Source organism: Shewanella sp. GD03713, assembly GCF_029843705.1.
Taxonomy (GTDB): domain Bacteria; phylum Pseudomonadota; class Gammaproteobacteria; order Enterobacterales; family Shewanellaceae; genus Shewanella.
This window is the reverse complement of sequence record NZ_JAOCIW010000001.1, coordinates 16,158-38,120: the sequence shown is the minus strand read 5'-3', so window position 1 is coordinate 38,120 and position 21,963 is coordinate 16,158. Positions and strand designations below refer to the sequence as shown.

Below are 21,963 nucleotides of genomic sequence, written 5' to 3'. Positions count from 1 at the left end.
CTACAAACACGTTTTGGCTTTTTTAGCGCTTGGCCACCCCATCCGTGGTCGATGGGGGATTATACCCAAGGGTGTTTATACGACCAAATCTTTAGAGCCAGATCACACTAAAGCGCGCGTTTGTATTTACAGCTTTTTTGCGGACATTCTAAACGCATCCCCGCGGCCCCTTTACGCTCGACTAAAATACCAAAGCCACAACTCGGGCAAGTTTCAGCAACGGGGGGATAATTCACGATGAATTTGCATTTGGGATACGCACTGCAGGCATAAAAACTCTTACCAAAACGGCTGGTACGATGCTCAAGCTTGCCAGTTTTGCATTCGGGACATGCCACCTCAGGTTTATCGCTCTCCTGATCTGGCCTTTCTATGTGGGTACAACTGGGATATTGAGTGCAACCGATAAAGATACCAAAACGCCCCGATTTGACCGCCAACTCATGGCCGCACTCGGGACACTTGGAACCTTCAATCACTTGGGTTTCAATCGATTCATGCTGCACTAAGGGACGGGTATATTGGCAGGTGGGATAGTTGTTACAACCAATAAAACTCCCATGTTTGCTATGTTTTACCGACAACTCGCTGCCACACTCTGGGCATAGCTCGAATTCTTTTTCCAGTGCGTGCTCATGGGCACTAAATAGTTGTTCATCGATCTTAGACATAATCATTACCACCAGTCATTGCGTCTAATCCGCAGATAACTCACCACACAGGTATTAACAAGCTTATGGCATCAAAAAAGGAGGGCTAGCCTCCTTTCTCATTATTCATCACATCGCAACGCTTAAGAATGTAGCCGACCTTCTTCAGGCTGCTCAAAAATTAAATCTTCCATTTGCTCATAGGCGGACTCATGGCCGGGCGCATTAAAGAGCACCATCAGAATCACCCACTTGAGATCTTCGAGGATCAAGGCAGGCTCATCGAGCTCCATAACTCTGTCGATTACCATCTCACGGGTTTCGACATTCAGCACTTTCACTTGCTCTAAAAATAGCAGGAATCCACGGCATTCCACGTCCAGCTTTTCCATTTCTTCTTTGGTGTAAATCCGAAATGAATGCTGATCATGATTGCACAGGTAAGGCTTATCCCCTTCCTGCAACTCAGCCAGACGCTCCAACCAAGTTAAGGCTTTCAAAATCTCTGACTGGTGAAAACCAGCACGAGTGAGTTCCTTGGTTAACTCGTCTTCATCCACTAACAGTTCAACTTCACTGTGAACATAGTTTTCAAATAGATACATGAGGATATCAAACATGGCTAGCTCCTCTTTACTCTGACGTAACCACCGGGTACTGCAACAACCCAACCTTGCAACTCAAGTTCAAGCATTTGTTCTAACACCAGATCTATCGTTTTCCCACTATGTTCGACTACAGCATCAATTGTTGTAGTTTCATAACCTACACTAGCTAACAGCGATGAAAATGGCAAATCACAAATCTCACCTTGCTGTATATGGTGGCGAGTGTTGACTTCTTCAAGGTGAAACGCCGTCAAACTTACCAGCTCTTCCACTATATCGGCCGTACTCTCCACAAGTTTTGCCCCATCCCGTAATAAATCATGGCAGCCTTGATGAAAGCCGCCGAGAATCGAGCCCGGAACCGCAAAGACCTCACGCCCCTGCTCCATGGCCAACCTGGCGGTGATGAGCGAACCACTCTTACGGCAAGCTTCAACCACCAGCGTACCTAAAGAAAGACCGCTAATAATGCGGTTTCGTTTCGGGAAATTGCCCGCAAAAGGCCCGATATCCGGCCAAAACTCGCTTATTATACAGCCTTGGTGCTGAATATCCTCATAAAGCTGCTTATGTCGACGCGGATAAATAATATCAATTCCCGTTCCGAGCACCGCAAGCGTTCTTCCTCCATGGTCAACACAGGCTTTATGGGCCGCACCATCTATCCCCATCGCCATGCCACTACAGATACTAAATCCTAGCGCGGACATCTCTCGAGCTAACTGATAAGCAACCTGTAATCCACCGGGAGACGCATTACGGCTCCCCACTATCGCGAGCGATGGGAACAACAGCGCCTCAACACATCCTTTGATAAATAAGACGCTTGGAGGATCGGGTAACTGTTTGAGTAATGGAGGATAGAGGGGATCGGTAAAACAAACGAGGTGGTGTAGTTCAGACTGCTGTTGCCATTCGAGGGCGGCATCGACCCTTTGATAATCAATGACTAAGCTATGGAGTAGATTGTCAGACAAAGGGAGCGAGTGTCTCTCATGCTCCAATCTTTGCCTGAGGTCGTCCACATCCATGTGCGTTAATAATTGTTGTGTCCGAGCGGGTCCTAGCCCAGATACCGCATTAACAATTAACCAATCGACCAAATGTTCAGGGATTATTCACCTCTAAGAGCTAAGGAGTCTGGCGCAATTAATTTATCGTCGACACGTACAGAACGTTCAGTCGAGACAATTAAACCTAAGCTCGCTTTATCAAACACTTTAAAGACTAAGAGCTTGCCATGGTAAATATCGGGCATCTTGATGGCGCGATCTGACGACAGTGACGCCACCACATTGTCATAGGCTGTGCGCTCGGCTGCAGGTACGGGTTGACCATCGTTATTAATCACAATCTCTTCGCCATCGCGGTAAATGGAGAACACTTCACCTGGCTCAACACTATCCTGTGTGCCTTTATCTAGGTACACCACATTGAGCTTACCCGCCTCGCGCATGGTGGATTCAATCGCTAGTACGGTCGCCGGCGTCTTAAGCTCGGCAGGTTTTGGCGTAAAATAGGCCGACATTAAGGCTTCGTCTTCCATAGGCAACGCCCTAAAACCCGCCTTGGTTTCACGGTAGTTGCTGAGGATTTTGACCTTAGACACTTTGCCAGATTCAATCACTTGGCCAGTAGACGCCAGAATCGCTTCTTGTCCTAAGGCTTCACCCGTTTGTTTGTTGAAGAAGTCACGACCGCGTTCATACATACCCAGCTTTTGGTTTAAGGGCAGTTCGCTATCGATATAAATCACATCGCCAACCACATGGTGACGTGAAGGACTCTCACCCGCGAGCACCATAGGTTGCTGTGCAAACCAGTCGGCATCGACCACACGGTTTTGCACCAGATAGTTTTGGATTAACGCTAAATCAACCGCAGGCACCGCATTGCTCTTAGCAATCACGCGTCCCTCAGGGGTTTTGCGAATATGGGGTTTTCCCTCGTTAGCGCCATTACGCACTAATCGGGGTTGACCATCGATAAAGACTAAAGTGAGCTGATCGCCGGGATAAATTAAATGAGGGTTAGCAATCTGGGGGTTAACATCCCATAAACGTGGCCACTTCCAAGGGTCATTTAAAAAGGTGGCCGAGATATCCCAAAGGGTATCGCCCTTCTTTACCACATATGACTCGGGATGCCCTGCTTTCAGCGTGAGAGTATCAGCGGAAACCAACGTGCAATTAAATGTCATTAACGCAAGTAAAATTAGCCGTTTCATGGTGCGGTCCATGTTGTTTAGCTCTTAAATCGAGCTTTTACTGTTATTGATAGGCACTAAAGATTAAAATTAGCCCATTAGCCTCAGTCAGTATAACCAACTGATTGAGATTTGACAGACTTGTTAAGAGTTTAAGTATGGCACTATTAAAAGTTTTACGCTTTCCCGATGAAAGATTGCGAACTCAAGCGACCCCGGTCACAGAGTTTACTACTGAGTTGCAAACGCAAATCGATGATATGTTCGAGACCATGTACCAAGAAAAAGGCATTGGTCTAGCAGCAACCCAGGTTGACTATCATAAACAACTGATCGTGATGGATTTACAAGACGAGGTCGATCGTCCTAAAGTCTTTATCAATCCCGAAATTATTGCCAGTAGCGGTGATTTCTGTAACGAAGAGGGTTGTTTGTCGGTCCCCGGTATCTATGCCAAGGTCGACCGCGCCGAGTTTGTTACCGTCAAAGCACTGGATAGACACGGTAATGAATTCACCGTTAAAGCCGATGAGCTTTTTGCTATTTGTATTCAGCATGAAATGGATCACCTGAAAGGTAAGTTATTTGTCGATTACCTGTCGCCATTGAAGCGCCAACGGATCAAACAGAAACTTGAAAAAGCGGCCAGACAGGACGCCAAATAAGCATTAGGATCAGATTTGAAACCACTCAATATCATCTTCGCCGGAACACCGGATTTTGCCGCTCGCCATTTACAGGCGCTGATTAACTCACATCACAATGTGATTGCCGTCTACACTCAGCCGGACAGACCCGCAGGGCGCGGTAAAAAACTCACCGCCAGCCCAGTTAAAGAACTCGCAGTCAGCCACGATATTCCGGTTTATCAGCCAGGCTCACTACGTAAAGAACCCGCGCAGCAAGCACTTGCCGCCCTCAATGCCGATATTATGGTAGTGGTCGCCTACGGATTGATTCTGCCAAAAGTGGTGCTCGACACGCCGCGTTTAGGCTGTATCAATGTTCACGGTTCTATTCTGCCACGCTGGCGCGGTGCGGCGCCGATTCAACGCGCGTTGTGGGCAGGCGATAAAGAAACCGGCGTGACTATCATGCAAATGGATGTCGGCCTAGATACCGGCGACATGCTGCTGAAAACCTACTTGCCGATTGAAGATGATGATACTTCCGCCACCCTTTACGAGAAGTTAGCTCTGCAAGGGCCAGACGCGCTACTGCAAGCACTCGAAGGCTTAGCCAACGGCACCCTAACAGCTGAAAAACAAGATGAAGCCTTAGCGAACTACGCCGAAAAACTCAGTAAAGAGGAAGCGAGGCTCGATTGGAGCAAATCTGCGACTCAGTTATGGCAAGAAGTCCGCGCCTTCAATCCTTGGCCTGTGAGCTATTTTGAGCACCAAGGCAATACCATCAAGGTGTGGCAGACCCAAGTCAGCACCACCAGCAGCAATGCCGCCCCCGGCACTATTATCAGCGCCAGTAAAAAAGGCATTGAAGTCGCCACCGGCGATGGTGTGTTAACTCTGCTCAACATGCAATTACCCGGTAAAAAACCGCTCAGCGTAGCCGATATACTCAACGCCCGCGGCGACTGGTTTACCCCAAATACTCGTCTAAATAACGAGGCGCAATAATGATGAACTTGCGTGCACTGGCGGCCAAAGCCATCTTCGAAGTCTTAGAGAAAGGCGTGTCACTTTCAGTTGCCCTGCCGGAACAGCAAAAGCATCTAGCCAGTGGTAAAGATAAAGCTCTGCTCGCAGAGCTCTGCTACGGCGTGATGCGCACCTTGCCGCAGATCGAAAAACGCGTGGCTGAGTGTTTGGCTAAGCCGCTGAAAGGTAAGCAAAGGATCATCCACCAGCTATTAATTGTTGGCTGCTATCAACTTTACTTCACCCGCATTCCAAGCCACGCCGCCATCTCCGAAACCGCCGAGGCCTGCCGTCAGTTAAAATTTGAGGGCATGGTAAAGGTCGTCAATGGCGTGCTGCGTAATATTCAGCGCCAATTAACGCCGCTGAGCACAGAGTCAGAGACCCTAAGCTACAACACGCCGGGCTGGTTAATTAAGCGCTTAAAAGCCGCATATCCCGATAATTGGCAAGAGATAATCCAGCAAAGCCATGAGCGTCCACCCATGTGGTTACGTAACAATCGCCTCTCCCAGAGCCGCGATGCATATCTTGCCGCCCTGAGTGAGCTTGAGATAGAAGCCAGTGCTGGCCTGAGTGATGATGCCATTCTACTTGCCCATCCTAAGGATGTGGCGACATTGCCGCGCTTCCACGAAGGTGCGGCATCGGTGCAAGATGGTGCAGCACAATGGGCCGCGACCTTACTGGCTCCGCAAGCCGACGAACTGGTCCTCGATGCCTGCGCGGCACCGGGCGGCAAAAGCTGCCATTTACTCGAACTTGAACCCAGCATCCAACTGGTCGCCGTCGATTTCGATGCTAAACGTCTCGAGCGCGTGCAACAGAACCTTGACCGTTTGTCATTAAAAGCGGAAGTTATTCATGGCGATGCAGCCAACATCGACTCATGGTGGCAGGGTGAACAGTTTGATCGTATCTTACTCGACGCGCCTTGCTCGGCGACGGGTGTTATCCGCCGTCATCCCGATATCAAGTGGTTACGCAAAAACCATGACATCGAAGAACTGGCCGAGCTGCAAAGACAAATTCTCGATCACTGCTGGAAGTGGCTCAAACCCGGTGGCACACTCCTGTATGCAACTTGCTCTATTTTGCCGCAGGAAAATCGAGACCAAATTAGTGCATTTTTAGCCAGAACCGCAGATGCTAAGCTAGACACTCTTGCCCAGCAGGCTTCAAGCCAAGATATAGGTTGGCAAATCACGCCGGGACAACACAACATGGACGGGTTTTATTACGCCCGTTTATTGAAAGCGACCCATTAGGAAGTAAGCAAGGCCATGAAAATTATCATATTAGGTGCGGGTCAAGTCGGGGGAACCTTGGCCGAAAATTTGGTGGGTGAAAACAACGATATCACCATAGTCGATAGCGACAAATCCAGATTACGCGCCCTGCAGGATAAATATGACCTTCGCGTCGTGGCGGGCCATGGTGCCCACCCCGATGTACTCAAAGAAGCAGGCGCCGAAGATGCCGACATGCTGATTGCTGTGACCAACAGCGATGAATGCAACATGGTCGCCTGCCAAATGGCCTACAGCCTATTTGGTACACCGACTAAAATCGCCCGTATTCGCTCTGAACCTTATCTCGCGATGCGCGATAAATTATTTATCGACAGTGAAACCAAAAATAGCGAGGGACGTCCACGCGGTGGTTTTGTGATCGATGAGCTTATCGCACCTGAACAGTTAGTGACCGCTTACATTCAACGCTTGGTTGAATATCCTGGGGCACTGCAAGTGCTCGAATTTGCCGAAGGCCGCTTAAGTTTGGTTGCGGTTCGCGCCTATTACGGCGGCCCTTTGGTCGGCAACGCCTTGGCCGCACTGCGCGAGCATATGCCGAATATTGATACCCGGGTGGCGGCGATTTTCCGCCAAGGTCGCCCGATCATGCCCCGCGGCACCACGATTATCGAAGCCGATGACGAAGTGTTTTTCGTCGCCGACAGTCGCCATATCCGCGCGGTGATGAGTGAGATGCAAAAGCTGGATAACTCCTATCGCAATATCATGATTGCGGGAGGCGGTAACATCGGTTTAGGCCTAGCTAAACGCCTCGAACGCACCCACTCAGTCAAGCTGATTGAGCATAAGTTTGAACGCGCCGAAACACTCTCAGAACAGCTTGAAAACACCACAGTTTTTTGTGGTGACGCCTCAGATCAAGAATTACTGCTCGAAGAACATATCGACCAAACCGACGTATTTATTGCCGTCACCAACGACGATGAAGCCAACATCATGTCTGCCCTGCTCGCTAAACGCATGGGGGCAAAAAAGGTGATGGTACTGATCCAGCGCGAAGCCTATGTGGATATTGTGCAGGAAGCCAATATCGATATCGCAATTTCACCCCAGCAGGCGACGATTTCAGCCTTACTGACCCACATCCGCCAAGGCGATATCTGTAACGTGTATTCCTTACGCCGTGGCGCCGCCGAAGCGATTGAAGCCATTGCCCATGGCGACTCCAGCACCTCTAAGGTCGTTGGCAAGGCGATTGGCGATATCAAGCTGCCGCCGGGAACCACCATTGGCGCCATAGTACGTAATGAAGAAGTGCTGATGGCCCACGACAAGACAGTGATAGAACAAGGGGATCACGTGATTCTGTTCCTCGTGAACAAAAAGTTTGTCGGCGAAGTCGAGAAACTGTTCCAACCTAGCGCCTTCTTCTTCTAAGTCATCATCTTATGCTGAACTTTAGACCGCTATTGTTTATTTTGGGGCTGTTTCTGTCGATGTTAACAGCCTTTATGTTAGCGCCCCTGCTCCTTGCCGTGTTCAACGGTGAGGAAACCGTGGGCGCTTTCATGCTGTCGGCTTTAGTCACTGGGATTTGCGCCAGCCTCTGCTTGCATAACGGCCAAAGCAAAACCATTAACCTCAATATTCGCGATATGTTTCTGCTCACCAGCCTCACCTGGCTGATCGTGAGCCTGTTTGCTGCCATGCCGTTTACCTTATACCACGGCATTGGCTATACGGACGCCTTCTTCGAGACCATGTCCGGCATTACCACCACAGGTTCAACCGTGCTCTCGGGCTTAGATACTATGGACCACAGTATCTTAATCTGGCGCTCGTTGTTGCAATGGCTCGGCGGTATTGGCTTTATCGTGATGGCGGTAGCAATTCTGCCCTTCTTAAACGTCGGTGGTATGCGGCTGTTCCGCACCGAATCATCGGATTGGAGCGATAAGGCGGTGCCACGCACCCAAAACATGGCTAAGCATCTCTTTTTTATCTATATCTTGCTGACCGTGATGTGCTGTGTTGCCTACCATCTTGCTGGCATGACTTGGTTTCAAGCCATTAACCATGCGATGACCACGCTGTCGACGGGCGGCTATTCGACCTCAGATAACTCGATGGCGGCGTTTTCAAATTCGGCACATTGGGTTGGCGTTGTGTTTATGGCGGCAGGAGGCTTACCCCTACTGATGTTTGTGCAGATGATCCAGCAGCGAGACTTCACCGTCTGGAACGATGCACAAGTCAAAGGCTTCTTGTTTTTCCTTACTTTTGTATCTTGTTTTATTGGCTTCTGGCTGTGGCAAACGAGGGATATCGCCCTTATCGACGCGCTGCGCTTATCCAGCTTTAACGTGGTTTCCGTGGTCACCACCACAGGTTATGGTTTAACCGACTACGGCGCTTGGGGCGCGTTTGCGAATATCGCATTTTTATTCTTAATGTTTGTCGGCAGCTGCTCGGGCTCCACCTCTGGCGGGATTAAAATCTTCCGCTTCCAAATTGCCGGCGCCATTATGCGCGAGCAGTTAAAGCAGCAATGCCATCCCAATGGCATCTTCCGGGAGCGCTATAACAACCGTTTGATTAGTGAAGATATTGTGCGCTCACTGATCACCTTTGTGCTGCTGTTTATGTTTGTGATTGTTGGGCTCTCGGTGATTCTTGTGCTAACGGGGTTAGACCCTATGACCAGCTTTACCGGCGCTATTACCGCAGTTACCAACGTTGGCCCAGGGCTTGGCCCCATCATTGGTCCTGCGGGTAACTTCTCGACGCTGCCCGATTTGGCTAAATGGGCGCTTTCTTTGGGTATGTTGCTCGGCCGCTTAGAGATTTTAACTGTAGCCGTACTGTTCCATCCCAGCTTTTGGAAATACTAATCGTATAAATCAAAAACTAAAAATGCGCTCACAGAGCGCATTTTTATTAGGCGGGTTCAGTAACCTCGGCCAAGGTTAGCAGATGGTCGGCATAGACCTTCACATCTTCCCAGTCGGTATAATCGATCACCGCCTTAGGATCCGTTGGTCCTTTGGTGATTTTCATAATCAACTGGATCATCAGTCTGTCGTACCAGGGCCACGAGGGGTAATCTACTTTACCGGCGATAATCTTCAAATCGGCGGGAGTCCAAGGTGATAACGTTATGAATTTTTGCAGGTATTTGTTGTTCTCAGGGATGCGTTTCTCAGGGTTACGCGCCACCACGTTGACGCAGAAGAAACTGTTTGGCAACGCACTTAAAGCCGGAGCATGTTGCTCTATAAACTGAAATACACTCTTATCGTAGGTGCCATAGAGTACACAAGCCCCTAGCGCCACCAGTTGATAATCGGGCCAGTTAATCTTGGTTGCCGCCGCACTATTAATATCCACCAAGTCCACCTTGGCGCCACGCAGCGAGAGTTGTTGCGCTATCGCATTCGCTATCTTGGCCGTATGGCCACCACGGGTAAAATAAAGCACCAGAATGCGTGTCATGGGGTATTCCCGTTCAGTTAAAGTATGTCACCATTGTGGCAATCATTGGTTAAATAAACCCCTGATAGGATCACAAATCAGCGTTGTCTCATATTCTGAAATGCAAAAATTGAGATCTGAATTGCCGAGCAGTATGATTGCGTATAGAAATATCTTCAATTAGAATTATCTAATCAAAAGCGATAAAGTGAGTACCTTATGCAAAATGATATTGATGTAAATGCAATGGTAACTAATGCGGAAAGTGCGGCTAAATGGCTCAAAGCCATAGCGAATCCTTATCGCTTAATGATTTTGTGCCTATTGCTGGATAAAGAGCTGAGCGTAACCGAGCTGAATGCAACTGTGCCCTTGAGCCAGTCGGCGCTATCACAGCATTTGGCGGTGTTACGAGCCGAAGACTTAGTCGATACCCGTAAGAGCTCGCAGATTGTGTATTACAAGCTTAAGAATGAGCAAGTCACCCAAGTGATTTCGATTCTCCACAGCCGTTACTGCGCCGTATAAATCGCGTCAGGCGGTAACAATAAAGCCCTAGCAGAGACTAGGGCTTTATCATTTTTACAGCTTGCTAAAGTGTGCCCCAAAGGCTTCGACTTTATCCCAGTCGGTAAACTCGAAGGTGCCCTTCAGATCAGTCGGTCCCTTAGTCATCCACATGATGAAACGGATCATAGTACGGTCGAATAAACCGTATTTAGGGTAATCAATTTTGCCCGCAAACACCGCCAATTGCTGTGGCTGCCACAGGGATAATTTGAGGAACTTTTGCATGTAAGGATTGGTTTCTGGCGTGTTCTTTAATGGCTTGCGCGCCACCACATTCACGGTAAAGAAGCCGTTGATTTTACTGTCCAGCACCGCATGATTGCGATTCACAAACTGGTAGAGATCGGGCCTATGTTTGCCATAACGAATGCTCGCACCAATCAACACTTTATCGAAATCAGCAAGGCTTAAGGCTTCGGCTTGTTCTAGGGTCACTAAAGACACCTGCTCACCCGCTTGTTCGGCAAGCGTTTTGATTTTGCGGCAGATTTCCAGTGTTTGGCCATCAATTGTCGAATAGATGATTAGTGTCTGCATGTTAATCCCTCCAGAAAGTTGGCGTGAACAAAATCAGCAAGGTAAAGACTTCGAGGCGACCAAATAACATGGCTACCACCAGCACCCATTTAGCACCATCACCAATACTGGCGTAGTTACTCGCAACTTCCCCAAGACCCGGACCGAGGTTATTTAAGCAGGCTGCCGTAGCACTAAAGGCGGTAATATCATCCAGCCCCATAGCCATCAGCGCTAACATACACAGCACGAAGACTAAGGCGTAGGCGGAGAAAAATCCCCACACGGCATCGACAACTCGGTCAGGTAATGCCTTGGAGCCGATACGAATCGAGAACATAGCCTTAGGGTGAACGAGGCGTTTAAGCTCGCGTGAACCTTGCAACAGCAGCAGGATAACCCGGATCACCTTAATCCCGCCCGCAGTTGAACCACCACAACCACCGATAAAGCTTGAGAAGATCAACAGAATCGGCAGGAACAGCGGCCACATATGGAAGCTTTCGGTACCAAAGCCAGCGGTTGTCGCCACCGAAACCGCTTGGAATAAGGCGTGATCTAAGGTTTCCTCTGGCGAATCATAAATCCCTGAGTGATAAAGGGTTAAGAAACAAATCGCCGTCAGCACCAACTGAATCGCCACCAGCATCTTGAACTCGGTATCTCGAAAATAGACTCTAAAATTGATCCCGCGACGCGAAAATGCCGCAAAGTGCACGCTAAAGTTCACCGCCGAGACAATCAAAAAGAACACGCAAATCAGGTTGATCACTGAGCTGTCGAAGTATCCCATACTGGCATCGTGGGTCGAAAAGCCCCCGATAGCGATGGTCGAAAACGAGTGACACACGGCATCGAAAACGCTCATTCCCGCCAGCCAATAAGCGCCAGCACAGGCAATGGTTAGCAATAGATAGATGTACCATAACGCCTTGGCCGTTTCGGCAATCCTCGGCGTCATCTTACTGTCCTTCACAGGGCCAGGAATCTCGGCGCGATACAGCTGCATGCCCCCAACGCCCAGCACAGGCAGAATCGCCACGGCTAAAACGATGATCCCCATACCGCCGAGCCATTGCAGCATATGTCGATAAAACAGAATGGCCTTAGGCAAGGAGTCCAGTCCGACAATAACTGTGGCTCCCGTGGTGGTCAGTGCGGAAAATGATTCGAAAAAACTGTCGGTCCAGCTGAGATCGGGCTGGCTTGAGAAGATAAAAGGTAAAGCACCGATGGAGCCAAGAACGGTCCAGAACAGGACCACAATCAGAAACCCCTCACGGGTTCGCAATTCCTCTTTGCAGCGACGATTAGGATACCAGAGCCAAAAACCGATAAATAAGCTGACAAAAAATGCCTGAATAAACGCAGTACCACCGCCATCGTTATACCAAATGGCGATTAAGGCTGGCGGCAGCATAGTGATGGAGAACAGGCCGATAAGTAGACCTATGATTCTTATTATGGTTTTGTATTGCATTCCGCGTGTTCAATTATTCCATTGGCTGCAAAGGTATTTTCAGCATTTTGCATATTTTGGCATAATTTACGCGGGCATCACAGCTCAAACTCTGCGCGCAGGCTGCCCTGACTCAAAGTTGCCAGCGATTCATTCAATATGCCCTGCTGCTGTTTGCCTATTTCAAAATGGATATCAACGGCTTCGGCAAATTGCTTATCGATGATCACCGCTTCTAACTGCTGCAGTAGATGCTCAACATCCCTTAATTGAGTGTAATCACAATGCAGTTTTGCCGGATAACGTAATTGCTTTACTCGCGTCGGCAATTGCCCTAAACCTTGGCGTAATCCCGAGGTATAGGCACGCACTAAACCGCCCACGCCTAACTTAGTACCGCCATAGAAACGCACGACCACGGCACCGACTTCACCGAGATTCGCGCCTTGTAATACTGCGAGCATTGGACGACCAGCGCTGCCCGCAGGCTCACCATCGTCACTCGAACCGATGGCAATGCTGTCGTTAGGCGCTCCTGCGATAAAGGCATAGCAGTAATGACTGGCGCCGGGATAATCTCGCTTTATGTCAGTAAGTACTAACTTCAGTTGTTCTAAACTCGTGCAATGAAATAGAAAAGAGATAAAGCGGCTATGCTTTATCTCTTCTTCTATCTGCACACTTTCACTCGGTATCAGATAACTTTCGAGCACTCGCTCTCCCTAAAATCACGCTAAGCCCAGTTCGCGGGTCATATTTTCGTTTCGATCTTGATGCACAATCACATTATCCTCGATACGAATACCACCGAAAGGTCGCAGCTCATCAACGGTGCGCCAATTGATCTGCTGACCACGGCTATCTTGTTTTAGCTCATTGAGTAAAGTGTCGATAATGTACAAACCTGGCTCCATCGTAAGCACTTGGTTTGGCGCTAAAATGCGGGTGCAACGCAGGAACGGATGGGCTTCTGGTGCAGGAATATGGGTACCACGCTCATCGAAGGAAAAACCTCCCACATCATGTACTTGCAAACCTAACATATGGCCGAGTCCGTGGGGGAAGAAGGCGCTGGTTATGCCTTGATCGACTAAGCCTTGGGCATCGCCCGTGGCTAACTCAAAATCCAACAGCATTTGCGCGACTTTGCCATGGGTCGCCAAGTGTAAATCGGGATAACGCACACCTGGGCGCATCATATCGATCAGTTCGAGCTGCGCCTTGTTCATAGCAGTGATTAATTCATCAAAGCGATTCTTCTCAAACGCATAGGTACGAGTAATATCCGACGCATAGCCAAAATAACTGGCTCCCGCATCGATTAAAAAAGATAAACGCCGCGCCGGATTTTGATGCTCGAGCGCGGTGTAATGCAAAATCGCCGCATTTTGATTTAAGGCAATGATATTACCGTAGGGCACTTCGTTCTCGCCCTGTCCCACAGCAGATAAATACTGCTGCTGAATTTCAAACTCGCTCGCACCGTTATAGAAGGCATTTTTAGCCGCTAAATGCCCTTGCACCGCGATCTGGTTCGCACGGCGCATACATTCGAGTTCATATTCGGTTTTAGTAGTGCGATGGAAATGCAGATAGCTCATCACAGAGTCAGGATTGCGACTGGTGAAACCCAGTACCTCAGCCACATCTAAATGCTCACCCAAATAAGCCCAGTTGGTGATATCGCTAGGCAATAGCTCGGCAACCTTATCGGCCTTAGTGAGTAACTTGATCTCAAAATGCTCGGTCCAGAACATCTCCGGCACGTCCGACACCTTATGCCAAAAATCCACTGGGCGATAAAAAATCAGTTGTGGCTTATCGCGACCATTCACCACTAACCAGCAGTTAGGGTTATCCAACACAGGTAACCAAGCCTTGAAGTGGGGATTGGCTTTAAAAGGATAATTAATGTCGTCCAAAAACATTCGATGTGGCTGACCCGAGTGGATCACTAAACCTGATAATGCTTCTCGCGATACAATTTCAGCGACTCGACGATTAAGCTCGGCGATGTGGGCATGATAGTGATGAGCCAAGTGATCCATGTGTCATATCCTGTAATGAACGATAGTTAATAAAAAAACCGAAAATCTGACTAAGCCATATAGGCTCAGTGTTTTCCTTCGCTAACGCCCTGTGATTTCACAGGTTAGCAAATTCTCGATTTAAGCCTATGCTTTTAATTCTAAAAATAAAATTATCCATTTAGCCAGCGAGCAATACCGCTAAAGTACAAATTCCCACCACGTACTCTTTGGCGTAATCTGGCACTTCTACACTTTGTGCAGTGTATCACAAAGCTGAAAATTCACTCTAGCCGATAAGAAATTAAACAGTCGTTTAAATTGGGTGTTGTAATTTATCGAATTTCGAAGCACACTGGCACACAACTGGTCAAATGATGGCCGAAGCTGCTGTGAGATAGAGAGTCGTACTAACACCAACAGATAATGGTGGGTATCACTTTTAAGCCAAAAGGAAGCAAGCAATGATCTACCAAAGTCCTACAATTCAGGTTGAGTTACTCGAGGATAATATTGCCAAGCTGTGCTTTAACGCACCCGGTTCGGTGAACAAATTCGACAGAGAAACACTCGCCTCACTCGATGCCGCATTAGACAGCATTAAACAACAATCAAACATTCAGGCTTTAGTGCTGACCTCAGGTAAAGATACCTTTATCGTGGGTGCCGACATTACTGAATTTTTAGGCTTATTCGCACAGGATGATGCGGTACTGCTCTCTTGGATTGAACAGGCCAACGCCGTATTCAACAAGCTCGAAGATTTACCTTTCCCAACCGCTTCAGCGATTAAAGGTTTCGCCCTAGGCGGCGGTTGTGAAACTATTCTGGCAACGGATTTCCGTATCGCCGACACCACAGCCAAAATCGGCCTACCTGAAACCAAACTGGGCATTATCCCAGGCTTTGGTGGCACAGTGCGTTTACCTCGTGTGATTGGTGCGGATAACGCCCTTGAGTGGATCACCACGGGTAAAGATCAGCGTCCAGAAGATGCCTTAAAAGTCGGTGCTGTCGATGCCGTTGTTGCGCCAGAGGCTTTAGAAGCCGCCGCCATTCAAATGCTAAAAGATGCAGTAGCAGAAAAGCTTGATTGGCAAGCCCGTCGCCAACGTAAGATGTCACCACTGACCTTACCAAAACTCGAAGCCATGATGTCTTTTACTACCGCTAAAGGCATGGTGTTTGCGGTTGCGGGTAAACACTACCCTGCACCAATGGCGGCAGTCAGCGTTGTTGAACAAGCTGCGACCAAAGGCCGCAGCGACGCACTGCAAATTGAACATCAAGCGTTTATCAAGTTAGCGAAAACCGATGTAGCCAAGGCGTTGATCGGTATCTTCTTGAATGACCAATTAGTCAAAGGCAAAGCTAAAAAAGCAGGCAAACTCGCCAAAGATGTGAAAAGCGCCGCCGTATTAGGTGCTGGCATCATGGGTGGCGGTATCGCTTACCAAAGCGCCAGCAAAGGCACGCCAATAGTAATGAAGGATATCGCTCAACCTGCATTAGATTTAGGTTTAGGCGAAGCCGCTAAACTGTTATCTGCGCAAGTTGCTCGCGGCCGCTCTACCCCAGAAAAAATGGCTAAGGTGCTGAACAACATCACTCCAGCCTTAGACTATGCTCCAGTTAAACATGCTGACGTGGTTGTCGAAGCCGTAGTTGAGCATCCAAAAGTGAAGGCACAAGTACTGGCGGAAGTTGAACAATACGTGAGTGAAGATGCGATTATCGCCTCTAACACGTCAACCATTTCAATCAACCTGCTCGCGAAAAGCATGAAGAAGCCTGAGCGTTTCTGCGGTATGCACTTCTTTAACCCTGTGCACAAAATGCCATTGGTTGAAGTTATTCGTGGCGAGCACAGCTCAGAAGAAACCATCGCATCTGTTGTTGCCTACGCCAGCAAAATGGGTAAAACCCCAATCGTTGTTAACGATTGCCCGGGTTTCTTCGTTAACCGCGTACTCTTCCCTTACTTTGCAGGCTTTAACGGCCTGCTCGCCGAAGGTGGCGACTTTGCCGCTATCGATAAAGTGATGGAAAAACAATTCGGCTGGCCAATGGGCCCAGCTTACCTGCTAGACGTTGTCGGCCTAGACACGGGTCACCACGCGCAAGCGGTAATGGCCGAAGGCTTCCCCGATCGTATGGGCAAATCTGGCAATGACGCGATTGACGTGATGTTTGAGAACAAGCGTCTCGGTCAGAAGAATGGTAAAGGTTTCTACGCTTACTCTGTAGATAGCCGTGGTAAACCAAAGAAAGATGTCGACCCAACCAGCTACGAGCTGCTGAAGGCCGCCTTTGGTGAGCAAAAAGCATTCGATGCGGATGAAATCATCGCCCGCACTATGATCCCAATGATTATCGAAACCGTTCGCTGTTTAGAAGAAGGCATTGTGGCATCACCTGCCGAAGCAGATATGGGCTTGGTCTATGGTTTAGGTTTCCCTCCATTCCGTGGTGGTGTATTCCGTTACTTAGATACTATGGGCGTAGCGAACTTTGTCGCCTTAGCTGACAAATACGCTCACTTAGGTGGTTTGTATCAAGTCACCGACGCCATGCGCGCCCTTGCAGCCAACAACGGTAGCTACTACCAAGCCTAATTAGCGGGAAAGGAATTTAATTATGAAACAAGCTGTTATCGTAGATTGCATTCGTACTCCTATGGGCCGTTCTAAGGCTGGGGTGTTTCGTAATGTACGTGCAGAAACACTCTCTGCCGAATTAATGAAAGGTCTATTACTGCGTAACCCGCAATTAGATCCCAATACTATTGAAGATGTGATTTGGGGCTGCGTGCAGCAAACCCTAGAGCAAGGCTTCAACATTGCCCGTAACGCATCATTGCTGGCAGGTATCCCGAAGACGGCTGGCGCTGTGACAGTCAACCGCTTATGTGGTTCTTCGATGGAAGCCATTCATCAAGCCGCTCGTGCAATCATGACTGGCATGGGCGACACCTTTATCATCGGTGGTGTTGAACACATGGGCCACGTGCCAATGAACCACGGTGTGGACTTCCACCCAGGTTTAGCCAATAACGTCGCTAAAGCGTCTGGCATGATGGGTTTAACCGCTGAGATGTTGGGTAAGCTTCACGGTATTACCCGTGAGCAGCAAGATGCCTTTGCAGTGCGTTCACACCAACGCGCTCACGCAGCGACAGTTGAAGGCCGCTTTGCCAAGGAAATCTATGGCATCGAAGGCCATGATGCTAACGGCGCGCTAATTAAAGTGCTGCACGACGAAGTGATTCGTCCAGAAACCTCAATGGAATCATTAGCGGCGCTGCGCCCAGTATTCGACCCAGCAAACGGTACAGTAACAGCTGGTACCTCTTCAGCATTATCTGACGGCGCTTCGGCTATGTTAGTCATGGAAGAATCTAAAGCGCGCGCTTTAGGTCTACCAATCCGTGCCCGTATCCGCTCAATGGCGGTTGCAGGTTGTGACGCGGCAATCATGGGTTACGGTCCAGTACCTGCTACTCAAAAAGCTCTGGCTCGCGCAGGCATCACTGTTAATGATTTAGATGTTATCGAACTGAACGAAGCCTTTGCCGCGCAATCTTTACCCTGCGTGAAAGATTTGGGTCTGCTGGATGTGGTCGATGAGAAGATTAACCTCAATGGTGGCGCTATCGCGCTTGGCCATCCACTGGGTTGCTCTGGTGCGCGTATTTCAACGACGCTGATCAACCTGATGGAACACAAAGATGCGACCTTAGGTTTAGCGACTATGTGTATCGGTTTAGGCCAAGGTATTGCGACCGTTTTCGAACGCGTTTAATCCCTAACCCCCACTCTTTAAAAGCCGGACTCAGTTCCGGCTTTTTTATTGCTCTCTGTCCCGTCCTGAAATACGTTGACATAAAGAGGATTTCTTTATGACAACATTAATTAACTCAAGCCGTAAGCGCACACAACGAGATTACACCTTAGCCTTTAAATTAGGCGTTGTAGAGCGTGTTGAAAAAGGCGAAATGACGTACAAACAAGCCCAAGCCCATTTTGGTATTCAAGGCCGTTCAACGGTACTCGTCTGGCTTAGAAAACATGGTAGACTCGATTGGTCGAAACCTTTTCAGCATCCCCTTATGACTAAGTCAAAAGAAACACCTGCCGAAACGATCAAGCGCCTTGAACGTGAGTTAGCAGAAGAGAAACTGCGTAACCAAATCCTCAATGGCATGGTTGATATCATGGACAATGAATATGGAGCAGGCCTCAGAAAAAAGTACTTATCCGGTACGTCTGGCAAGCAAAAGGCAACGGAGAAATAAACCTCGCTGCCGCATGTCGTGCTGCGGGTATGTCGAGGCAAGGTATTTATCAGGCAGTTGCTCGAATGGAAAGTCGTAGAGCTGAGCTATCGGTTATCAAAGACTGGGTCCAGTACTGGCGTAAATATATGCCAAGGTTAGGGGCCCGTAAGCTCTACACGTTGATAAAATCCAAGCTGGTTGAGCACGATATTAAGCTCGGGCGAGATGGGTTCTTTACCTATTTGAGAAGTGAAGGTTTACTGGTTAAACCGAAGAAAAGCTACACAAAAACCACGTTCAGCAAACACTGGATGAAGAAGCATCCTAATCTGCTGAAAGAGGAGGGACTGCACGATGCAGGGCATGTACTGGTCAGCGATATCACCTATCTTGAGTCAGACCAAGGTGTGCACTACCTGTCACTGATCACCGATGCCAGTTCTCGTAAAATAGTCGGTCATCACGTGAGTAAAGACATGAAAGCCGAGAGTGTGGTGAAAGCGTTAAAAATGGCCATCAAAGATAAGCGCTATATCGGCAACGCGGTGCATCACTCAGACAGAGGCTTACAGTACTGCTCAGCCGTTTATCAGAATGCGCTTCAGGCGAGCCAAATCCAGCCGTCAATGACGGATGGTTATGATTGCTACCAAAATGCATTAGCAGAAAGAGTGAATGGCATACTGAAGCAGGAGTTTTTACTGCACCGATGTAGGACATTTGCGGAGCTGAAGATACTTGTTAGAGAATCGATAGCAATATACAACGATATGAGACCGCATCTGAGTTTGAATATGGACTCCCCTAATCAGGTGCACAATAGAAAAGGCCAGCTACTGGAGCTGGCCTAAAACTGTCAACCTATCTTAGGACGAGACACTCATTTCATCTCGCACTATTAATAATCTTACTCACACCGCCTCATCAATTTGAAAATCGGGTAGTTTTCGACTTAACTTGGTAAATATCCTTAGTGCACTTATCCGCGTTTAACCGTCATAACACGGCGTAACCAAAGGCAAGGATGCTTTTCATCATTTACGCGATGAGGGAGTTATTATGCTGCAAACGGAACAAACGCTTTTTGAACAAATGCGGATCACTGAGCTTGAGATTGATTTTCGCAAATCCTTATTCTCTTTTACCTTGGCGGATGTCAGAGCGCTTCAATCCTTCAAGCCTGTAATTGAAGCGAACATAGATAAAATCGTTGATGACTTCTATGGCCTGCAAACCAGTGTATCTGAAATTGCATTGTTGATTGGCGACTCCGACACACTGGCTCGTTTGCGTACCGCCCAGAGACGCTATGTGCTCGACCTATTTAATGGTGTGTACGATTTAGAATATGTAAACAACCGCCTAAGGATTGGCTTAGTACACAAACGTATCGGCGTCGAACCCAAACTCTACCTCTCTGCCGTTCATACCCTAAAAGAGCTGATTTATGCGGAAATTAATAACTCGGTTAAAGACGCAGCTCAAAATGAACGCATTAGAATCGCCATCGACAAGCTAGTGCTTTTCGATGTTACCTTAGTGTTTGATACTTATATTCGCAGCTTGGTTTCTGAAATTGAGAACGCCAAAGACAAGGCGGAACGTTACGCTCAAAGCATGGAGAGCAAAGTCAAAGAGCGTACTCAACAACTCGAAGAATTATCTCAAACTGATCCATTAACCGGCTTACTAAACGTGCGTCACTTGCAGGAATTTGCCACGCGTATCCTAAGAGCCGCGCAAAGACGTGCCGAACCCGTAAGCGTTATTTATCTAGATGTGGATGACTTTAAACACTTTAATGATAGTCAAGGCCATAGAGCGGGAGATGAAGTACTCAGAGCCGTCGCCCAATCAATAAAGGAAAGTACCCGAGCGGAAGATCATTGTTTTCGCTATGGTGGTGATGAGTTTTGTATCATCATGCCCAACTGCCGTGAGGAACAAGCCAGAGATCATTTTATCGAACGCTTTAACCAGAATATCAAGCGACACCTGAATAACATCTCATTAAGCTTTGGCATCGTGGATACTGGCCCCTACGACTACGATGATGCCAATACCCTAATCCATAAAGCCGATCAAAAAATGTATAGCTACAAACGCGCACGAGCTGCTAAATCACAGTTACCAGCGACGGCGGCCAATGATTTAAAAACCGAGATGAATAACATAGAGACTCTGAACCTCGACGACGCAGAGTCTTGTCCCCTTGAATCAGCTGCACCAATCATAGATAAAATCGCCGAATAATGATGTTGTTCCACGTGGAACATTTCGATGGTTACGAGCAAACACCTGTTTGGCTGGAGCAATTCCAGCCCCATCACAAATTCAGGCCATCAACTTGGTTTATCCAAATCACTGGAGTAACATTAGCCAATTCTGTTTAACCGTTCACTCGAGGTCACATGAACGACGTTTTCTCAACCGCACAACACAAACTGGATGCTCTTGGTTTACGCTGCCCAGAACCGGTAATGATGGTGCGCAAAACGGTAAGACAAATGGCACAAGGTGAAACCCTGCTTATCATCGCAGATGATCCAGCCACCACACGTGATATTCCCAGCTTTTGCGAATTTATGGACCACACACTGATCGCCAGTGAAACCAGCCAAACACCCTATCAATATCTAATTAAAAAGGGACTCTAAGTCTCTGCATCGACATTAGGATAAGGACATCAAACATGCCGAAACTAGTTGCTATCGCCTACAAAACGGTTAAACGCGGGCCAATGAACGAAGTGCTATGCGCGAATGTCACCCAGCACAGCGGCGTCGAAAAAGATGTTTTTGGTCGCCCGGGTAAACGGCAAGTCACGGTACTGTCGCTGCAGCAGTGGCGAATAGCTTGTCAGAGCATAGATGCAAATTTACCTTGGACGACTCGCCGAGCAAACCTATTAATCGATGGATATAGTTTTGGGGCGGCTGATGTGGGCAAGCAGCTGCGCATTGGGGATCTCTGCCTCGAAGTGACTGGTGAAACCGATCCCTGCAAGAAGATGGAACAGGCTCATGCTGGCTTGGAATCCGCGCTTACTCCCGATTGGCGTGGTGGCGTCACCTGCCGTGTCATCAATGACGCCATGATCCATATCGGCGATCCCGTTACATTAGACTAATCACCACTCGTGGAGAGTAAGCCACATTACTCTCCCACAGCTTCCCCCCTCAGCTTCTGCCCCTCGGTCATTAATTGAAACAGTATTTCCGTTTTCCTTACAGGGTATTTGTGCGATAAATTAGCGCAGTATTAAC

21 protein-coding genes are annotated in these 21,963 nt (G+C 48.3%); 12 read left to right on the top strand and 9 right to left on the bottom strand.

Going from position 1 to position 21,963, the window contains the following annotated elements; genetic code table 11:
- Nucleotides 1–107: 107 nt before the first annotated feature.
- The 4 genes from N5E87_RS00160 to N5E87_RS00145 all read right to left on the bottom strand — a co-directional run bounded on the left by N5E87_RS00160 (nt 108) and on the right by N5E87_RS00145 (nt 3,497).
- Nucleotides 108–671 carry a type I DNA topoisomerase gene (locus N5E87_RS00160; RefSeq protein ID WP_011620869.1) on the bottom strand — a complete coding sequence of 188 codons (564 nt, stop codon included), beginning with the start codon at nt 669–671 and terminating at the stop codon, nt 108–110.
- A gap of 122 nt (nt 672–793) precedes the next feature.
- Nucleotides 794–1,270 carry a DUF494 family protein gene (locus N5E87_RS00155; protein WP_011620868.1) on the bottom strand — a complete coding sequence of 159 codons (477 nt, stop codon included), beginning with the start codon at nt 1,268–1,270 and terminating at the stop codon, nt 794–796.
- Nucleotides 1,271–1,272: 2 nt separating this feature from the next.
- On the bottom strand, nt 1,273–2,289 hold the full coding sequence (gene dprA / locus N5E87_RS00150) for a DNA-processing protein DprA (RefSeq protein ID WP_164717907.1): 1,017 nt from the start codon (nt 2,287–2,289) through the stop codon (nt 1,273–1,275).
- Nucleotides 2,290–2,372: 83 nt separating this feature from the next.
- Entirely contained in the window at nt 2,373–3,497 is a 1,125-nt protein-coding gene (locus tag N5E87_RS00145; RefSeq protein WP_279774887.1) for a LysM domain-containing protein, read from the bottom strand.
- 125 nt (nt 3,498–3,622) lie between these two features.
- Here N5E87_RS00145 and def point away from each other — a divergent pair, with 125 nt between their 5' ends.
- The 5 genes from def to N5E87_RS00120 are packed head-to-tail and all read left to right on the top strand — an operon-like array spanning nt 3,623 to nt 9,269.
- Complete coding sequence (def, locus tag N5E87_RS00140) at nt 3,623–4,129, top strand: peptide deformylase (RefSeq protein ID WP_086904518.1); 507 nt, start codon at nt 3,623–3,625, stop codon at nt 4,127–4,129.
- A gap of 15 nt (nt 4,130–4,144) precedes the next feature.
- Nucleotides 4,145–5,101, top strand: coding sequence for a methionyl-tRNA formyltransferase (gene fmt / locus N5E87_RS00135; protein ID WP_086904519.1), 957 nt, complete (start codon nt 4,145–4,147; stop codon nt 5,099–5,101).
- A 2-nt stretch (nt 5,102–5,103) separates the two neighbouring features.
- On the top strand, nt 5,104–6,390 hold the full coding sequence (rsmB, locus tag N5E87_RS00130) for a 16S rRNA (cytosine(967)-C(5))-methyltransferase RsmB (protein WP_086904524.1): 1,287 nt from the start codon (nt 5,104–5,106) through the stop codon (nt 6,388–6,390).
- Between the two features lie 15 nt (nt 6,391–6,405).
- Nucleotides 6,406–7,815 carry a Trk system potassium transporter TrkA gene (gene trkA / locus N5E87_RS00125; RefSeq protein WP_011620862.1) on the top strand — a complete coding sequence of 470 codons (1,410 nt, stop codon included), beginning with the start codon at nt 6,406–6,408 and terminating at the stop codon, nt 7,813–7,815.
- 11 nt (nt 7,816–7,826) lie between these two features.
- Nucleotides 7,827–9,269, top strand: a complete 1,443-nt coding sequence (locus N5E87_RS00120; RefSeq protein ID WP_086904520.1) for a TrkH family potassium uptake protein — start codon at nt 7,827–7,829, stop codon at nt 9,267–9,269.
- Between the two features lie 46 nt (nt 9,270–9,315).
- Here the strand turns inward: N5E87_RS00120 and hemG (N5E87_RS00115) are convergent, their stop codons facing one another.
- Nucleotides 9,316–9,870, bottom strand: a complete 555-nt coding sequence (gene hemG, locus N5E87_RS00115; RefSeq protein WP_086904521.1) for a menaquinone-dependent protoporphyrinogen IX dehydrogenase — start codon at nt 9,868–9,870, stop codon at nt 9,316–9,318.
- Nucleotides 9,871–10,068: 198 nt separating this feature from the next.
- On the opposite strand from hemG (N5E87_RS00115), the gene N5E87_RS00110 reads away from it, so the two are divergent.
- Nucleotides 10,069–10,377, top strand: a complete 309-nt coding sequence (locus N5E87_RS00110; RefSeq protein ID WP_011715321.1) for a metalloregulator ArsR/SmtB family transcription factor — start codon at nt 10,069–10,071, stop codon at nt 10,375–10,377.
- A gap of 54 nt (nt 10,378–10,431) precedes the next feature.
- Here N5E87_RS00110 and hemG (N5E87_RS00105) read toward each other — a convergent pair whose 3' ends face one another.
- The 4 genes from hemG (N5E87_RS00105) to pepQ form a co-directional block, all read right to left on the bottom strand.
- Nucleotides 10,432–10,956, bottom strand: a complete 525-nt coding sequence (hemG, locus tag N5E87_RS00105; protein WP_086904522.1) for a menaquinone-dependent protoporphyrinogen IX dehydrogenase — start codon at nt 10,954–10,956, stop codon at nt 10,432–10,434.
- A gap of 1 nt (nt 10,957) precedes the next feature.
- Entirely contained in the window at nt 10,958–12,415 is a 1,458-nt protein-coding gene (locus N5E87_RS00100) for a TrkH family potassium uptake protein (protein ID WP_011620857.1), read from the bottom strand.
- 77 nt (nt 12,416–12,492) lie between these two features.
- A complete protein-coding gene (locus N5E87_RS00095) occupies nt 12,493–13,107 on the bottom strand; it encodes a YigZ family protein (protein ID WP_086904523.1) in 615 nt (204 codons plus the stop codon).
- Between the two features lie 15 nt (nt 13,108–13,122).
- Nucleotides 13,123–14,442 carry a Xaa-Pro dipeptidase gene (gene pepQ, locus N5E87_RS00090; protein WP_011715318.1) on the bottom strand — a complete coding sequence of 440 codons (1,320 nt, stop codon included), beginning with the start codon at nt 14,440–14,442 and terminating at the stop codon, nt 13,123–13,125.
- Nucleotides 14,443–14,885: 443 nt separating this feature from the next.
- Here pepQ and fadB point away from each other — a divergent pair, with 443 nt between their 5' ends.
- From fadB to N5E87_RS00060, 6 genes are all read left to right on the top strand, one after another.
- Nucleotides 14,886–17,036 carry a fatty acid oxidation complex subunit alpha FadB gene (gene fadB / locus N5E87_RS00085; RefSeq protein ID WP_011715317.1) on the top strand — a complete coding sequence of 717 codons (2,151 nt, stop codon included), beginning with the start codon at nt 14,886–14,888 and terminating at the stop codon, nt 17,034–17,036.
- 22 nt (nt 17,037–17,058) lie between these two features.
- On the top strand, nt 17,059–18,222 hold the full coding sequence (fadA, locus tag N5E87_RS00080) for an acetyl-CoA C-acyltransferase FadA (protein ID WP_011620853.1): 1,164 nt from the start codon (nt 17,059–17,061) through the stop codon (nt 18,220–18,222).
- Nucleotides 18,223–18,319: 97 nt separating this feature from the next.
- Nucleotides 18,320–19,548, top strand: a protein-coding gene (locus N5E87_RS00075; RefSeq protein ID WP_086937298.1) for an IS3-like element ISShes2 family transposase whose coding sequence is annotated in 2 segments (ribosomal slippage) — nt 18,320–18,671 and nt 18,671–19,548 — 1,230 coding nt in all. Because the reading frame shifts where the segments join, the coding sequence is not laid out codon by codon here.
- 208 nt (nt 19,549–19,756) lie between these two features.
- Entirely contained in the window at nt 19,757–20,950 is a 1,194-nt protein-coding gene (locus tag N5E87_RS00070; RefSeq protein ID WP_086903535.1) for a diguanylate cyclase, read from the top strand.
- Between the two features lie 158 nt (nt 20,951–21,108).
- Nucleotides 21,109–21,354, top strand: a complete 246-nt coding sequence (gene tusA / locus N5E87_RS00065; protein ID WP_011620849.1) for a sulfurtransferase TusA — start codon at nt 21,109–21,111, stop codon at nt 21,352–21,354.
- A gap of 35 nt (nt 21,355–21,389) precedes the next feature.
- Nucleotides 21,390–21,827 carry an MOSC domain-containing protein gene (locus N5E87_RS00060; RefSeq protein WP_086903534.1) on the top strand — a complete coding sequence of 146 codons (438 nt, stop codon included), beginning with the start codon at nt 21,390–21,392 and terminating at the stop codon, nt 21,825–21,827.
- The last annotated feature ends 136 nt before the right edge of the window (nt 21,828–21,963 follow it).

Bases quoted from the DNA above. Each gene is read 5' to 3' on its own strand.
- N5E87_RS00160 (WP_011620869.1), bottom strand. From the start codon at position 671: ATGTCTAAGATCGATGAACAACTATTTAGTGCCCATGAGCACGCACTG.
- N5E87_RS00155 (WP_011620868.1), bottom strand. From the start codon at position 1,270: ATGTTTGATATCCTCATGTATCTATTTGAAAACTATGTTCACAGTGAA.
- dprA (WP_164717907.1), bottom strand. From the start codon at position 2,289: ATGGATGTGGACGACCTCAGGCAAAGATTGGAGCATGAGAGACACTCG.
- N5E87_RS00145 (WP_279774887.1), bottom strand. From the start codon at position 3,497: ATGGACCGCACCATGAAACGGCTAATTTTACTTGCGTTAATGACATTT.
- def (WP_086904518.1), top strand. From the start codon at position 3,623: ATGGCACTATTAAAAGTTTTACGCTTTCCCGATGAAAGATTGCGAACT.
- rsmB (WP_086904524.1), top strand. From the start codon at position 5,104: ATGAACTTGCGTGCACTGGCGGCCAAAGCCATCTTCGAAGTCTTAGAG.
- trkA (WP_011620862.1), top strand. From the start codon at position 6,406: ATGAAAATTATCATATTAGGTGCGGGTCAAGTCGGGGGAACCTTGGCC.
- N5E87_RS00120 (WP_086904520.1), top strand. From the start codon at position 7,827: ATGCTGAACTTTAGACCGCTATTGTTTATTTTGGGGCTGTTTCTGTCG.
- hemG (WP_086904521.1), bottom strand. From the start codon at position 9,870: ATGACACGCATTCTGGTGCTTTATTTTACCCGTGGTGGCCATACGGCC.
- N5E87_RS00110 (WP_011715321.1), top strand. From the start codon at position 10,069: ATGCAAAATGATATTGATGTAAATGCAATGGTAACTAATGCGGAAAGT.
- hemG (WP_086904522.1), bottom strand. From the start codon at position 10,956: ATGCAGACACTAATCATCTATTCGACAATTGATGGCCAAACACTGGAA.
- N5E87_RS00100 (WP_011620857.1), bottom strand. From the start codon at position 12,415: ATGCAATACAAAACCATAATAAGAATCATAGGTCTACTTATCGGCCTG.
- pepQ (WP_011715318.1), bottom strand. From the start codon at position 14,442: ATGGATCACTTGGCTCATCACTATCATGCCCACATCGCCGAGCTTAAT.
- fadB (WP_011715317.1), top strand. From the start codon at position 14,886: ATGATCTACCAAAGTCCTACAATTCAGGTTGAGTTACTCGAGGATAAT.
- fadA (WP_011620853.1), top strand. From the start codon at position 17,059: ATGAAACAAGCTGTTATCGTAGATTGCATTCGTACTCCTATGGGCCGT.
- N5E87_RS00070 (WP_086903535.1), top strand. From the start codon at position 19,757: ATGCTGCAAACGGAACAAACGCTTTTTGAACAAATGCGGATCACTGAG.
- tusA (WP_011620849.1), top strand. From the start codon at position 21,109: ATGAACGACGTTTTCTCAACCGCACAACACAAACTGGATGCTCTTGGT.
- N5E87_RS00060 (WP_086903534.1), top strand. From the start codon at position 21,390: ATGCCGAAACTAGTTGCTATCGCCTACAAAACGGTTAAACGCGGGCCA.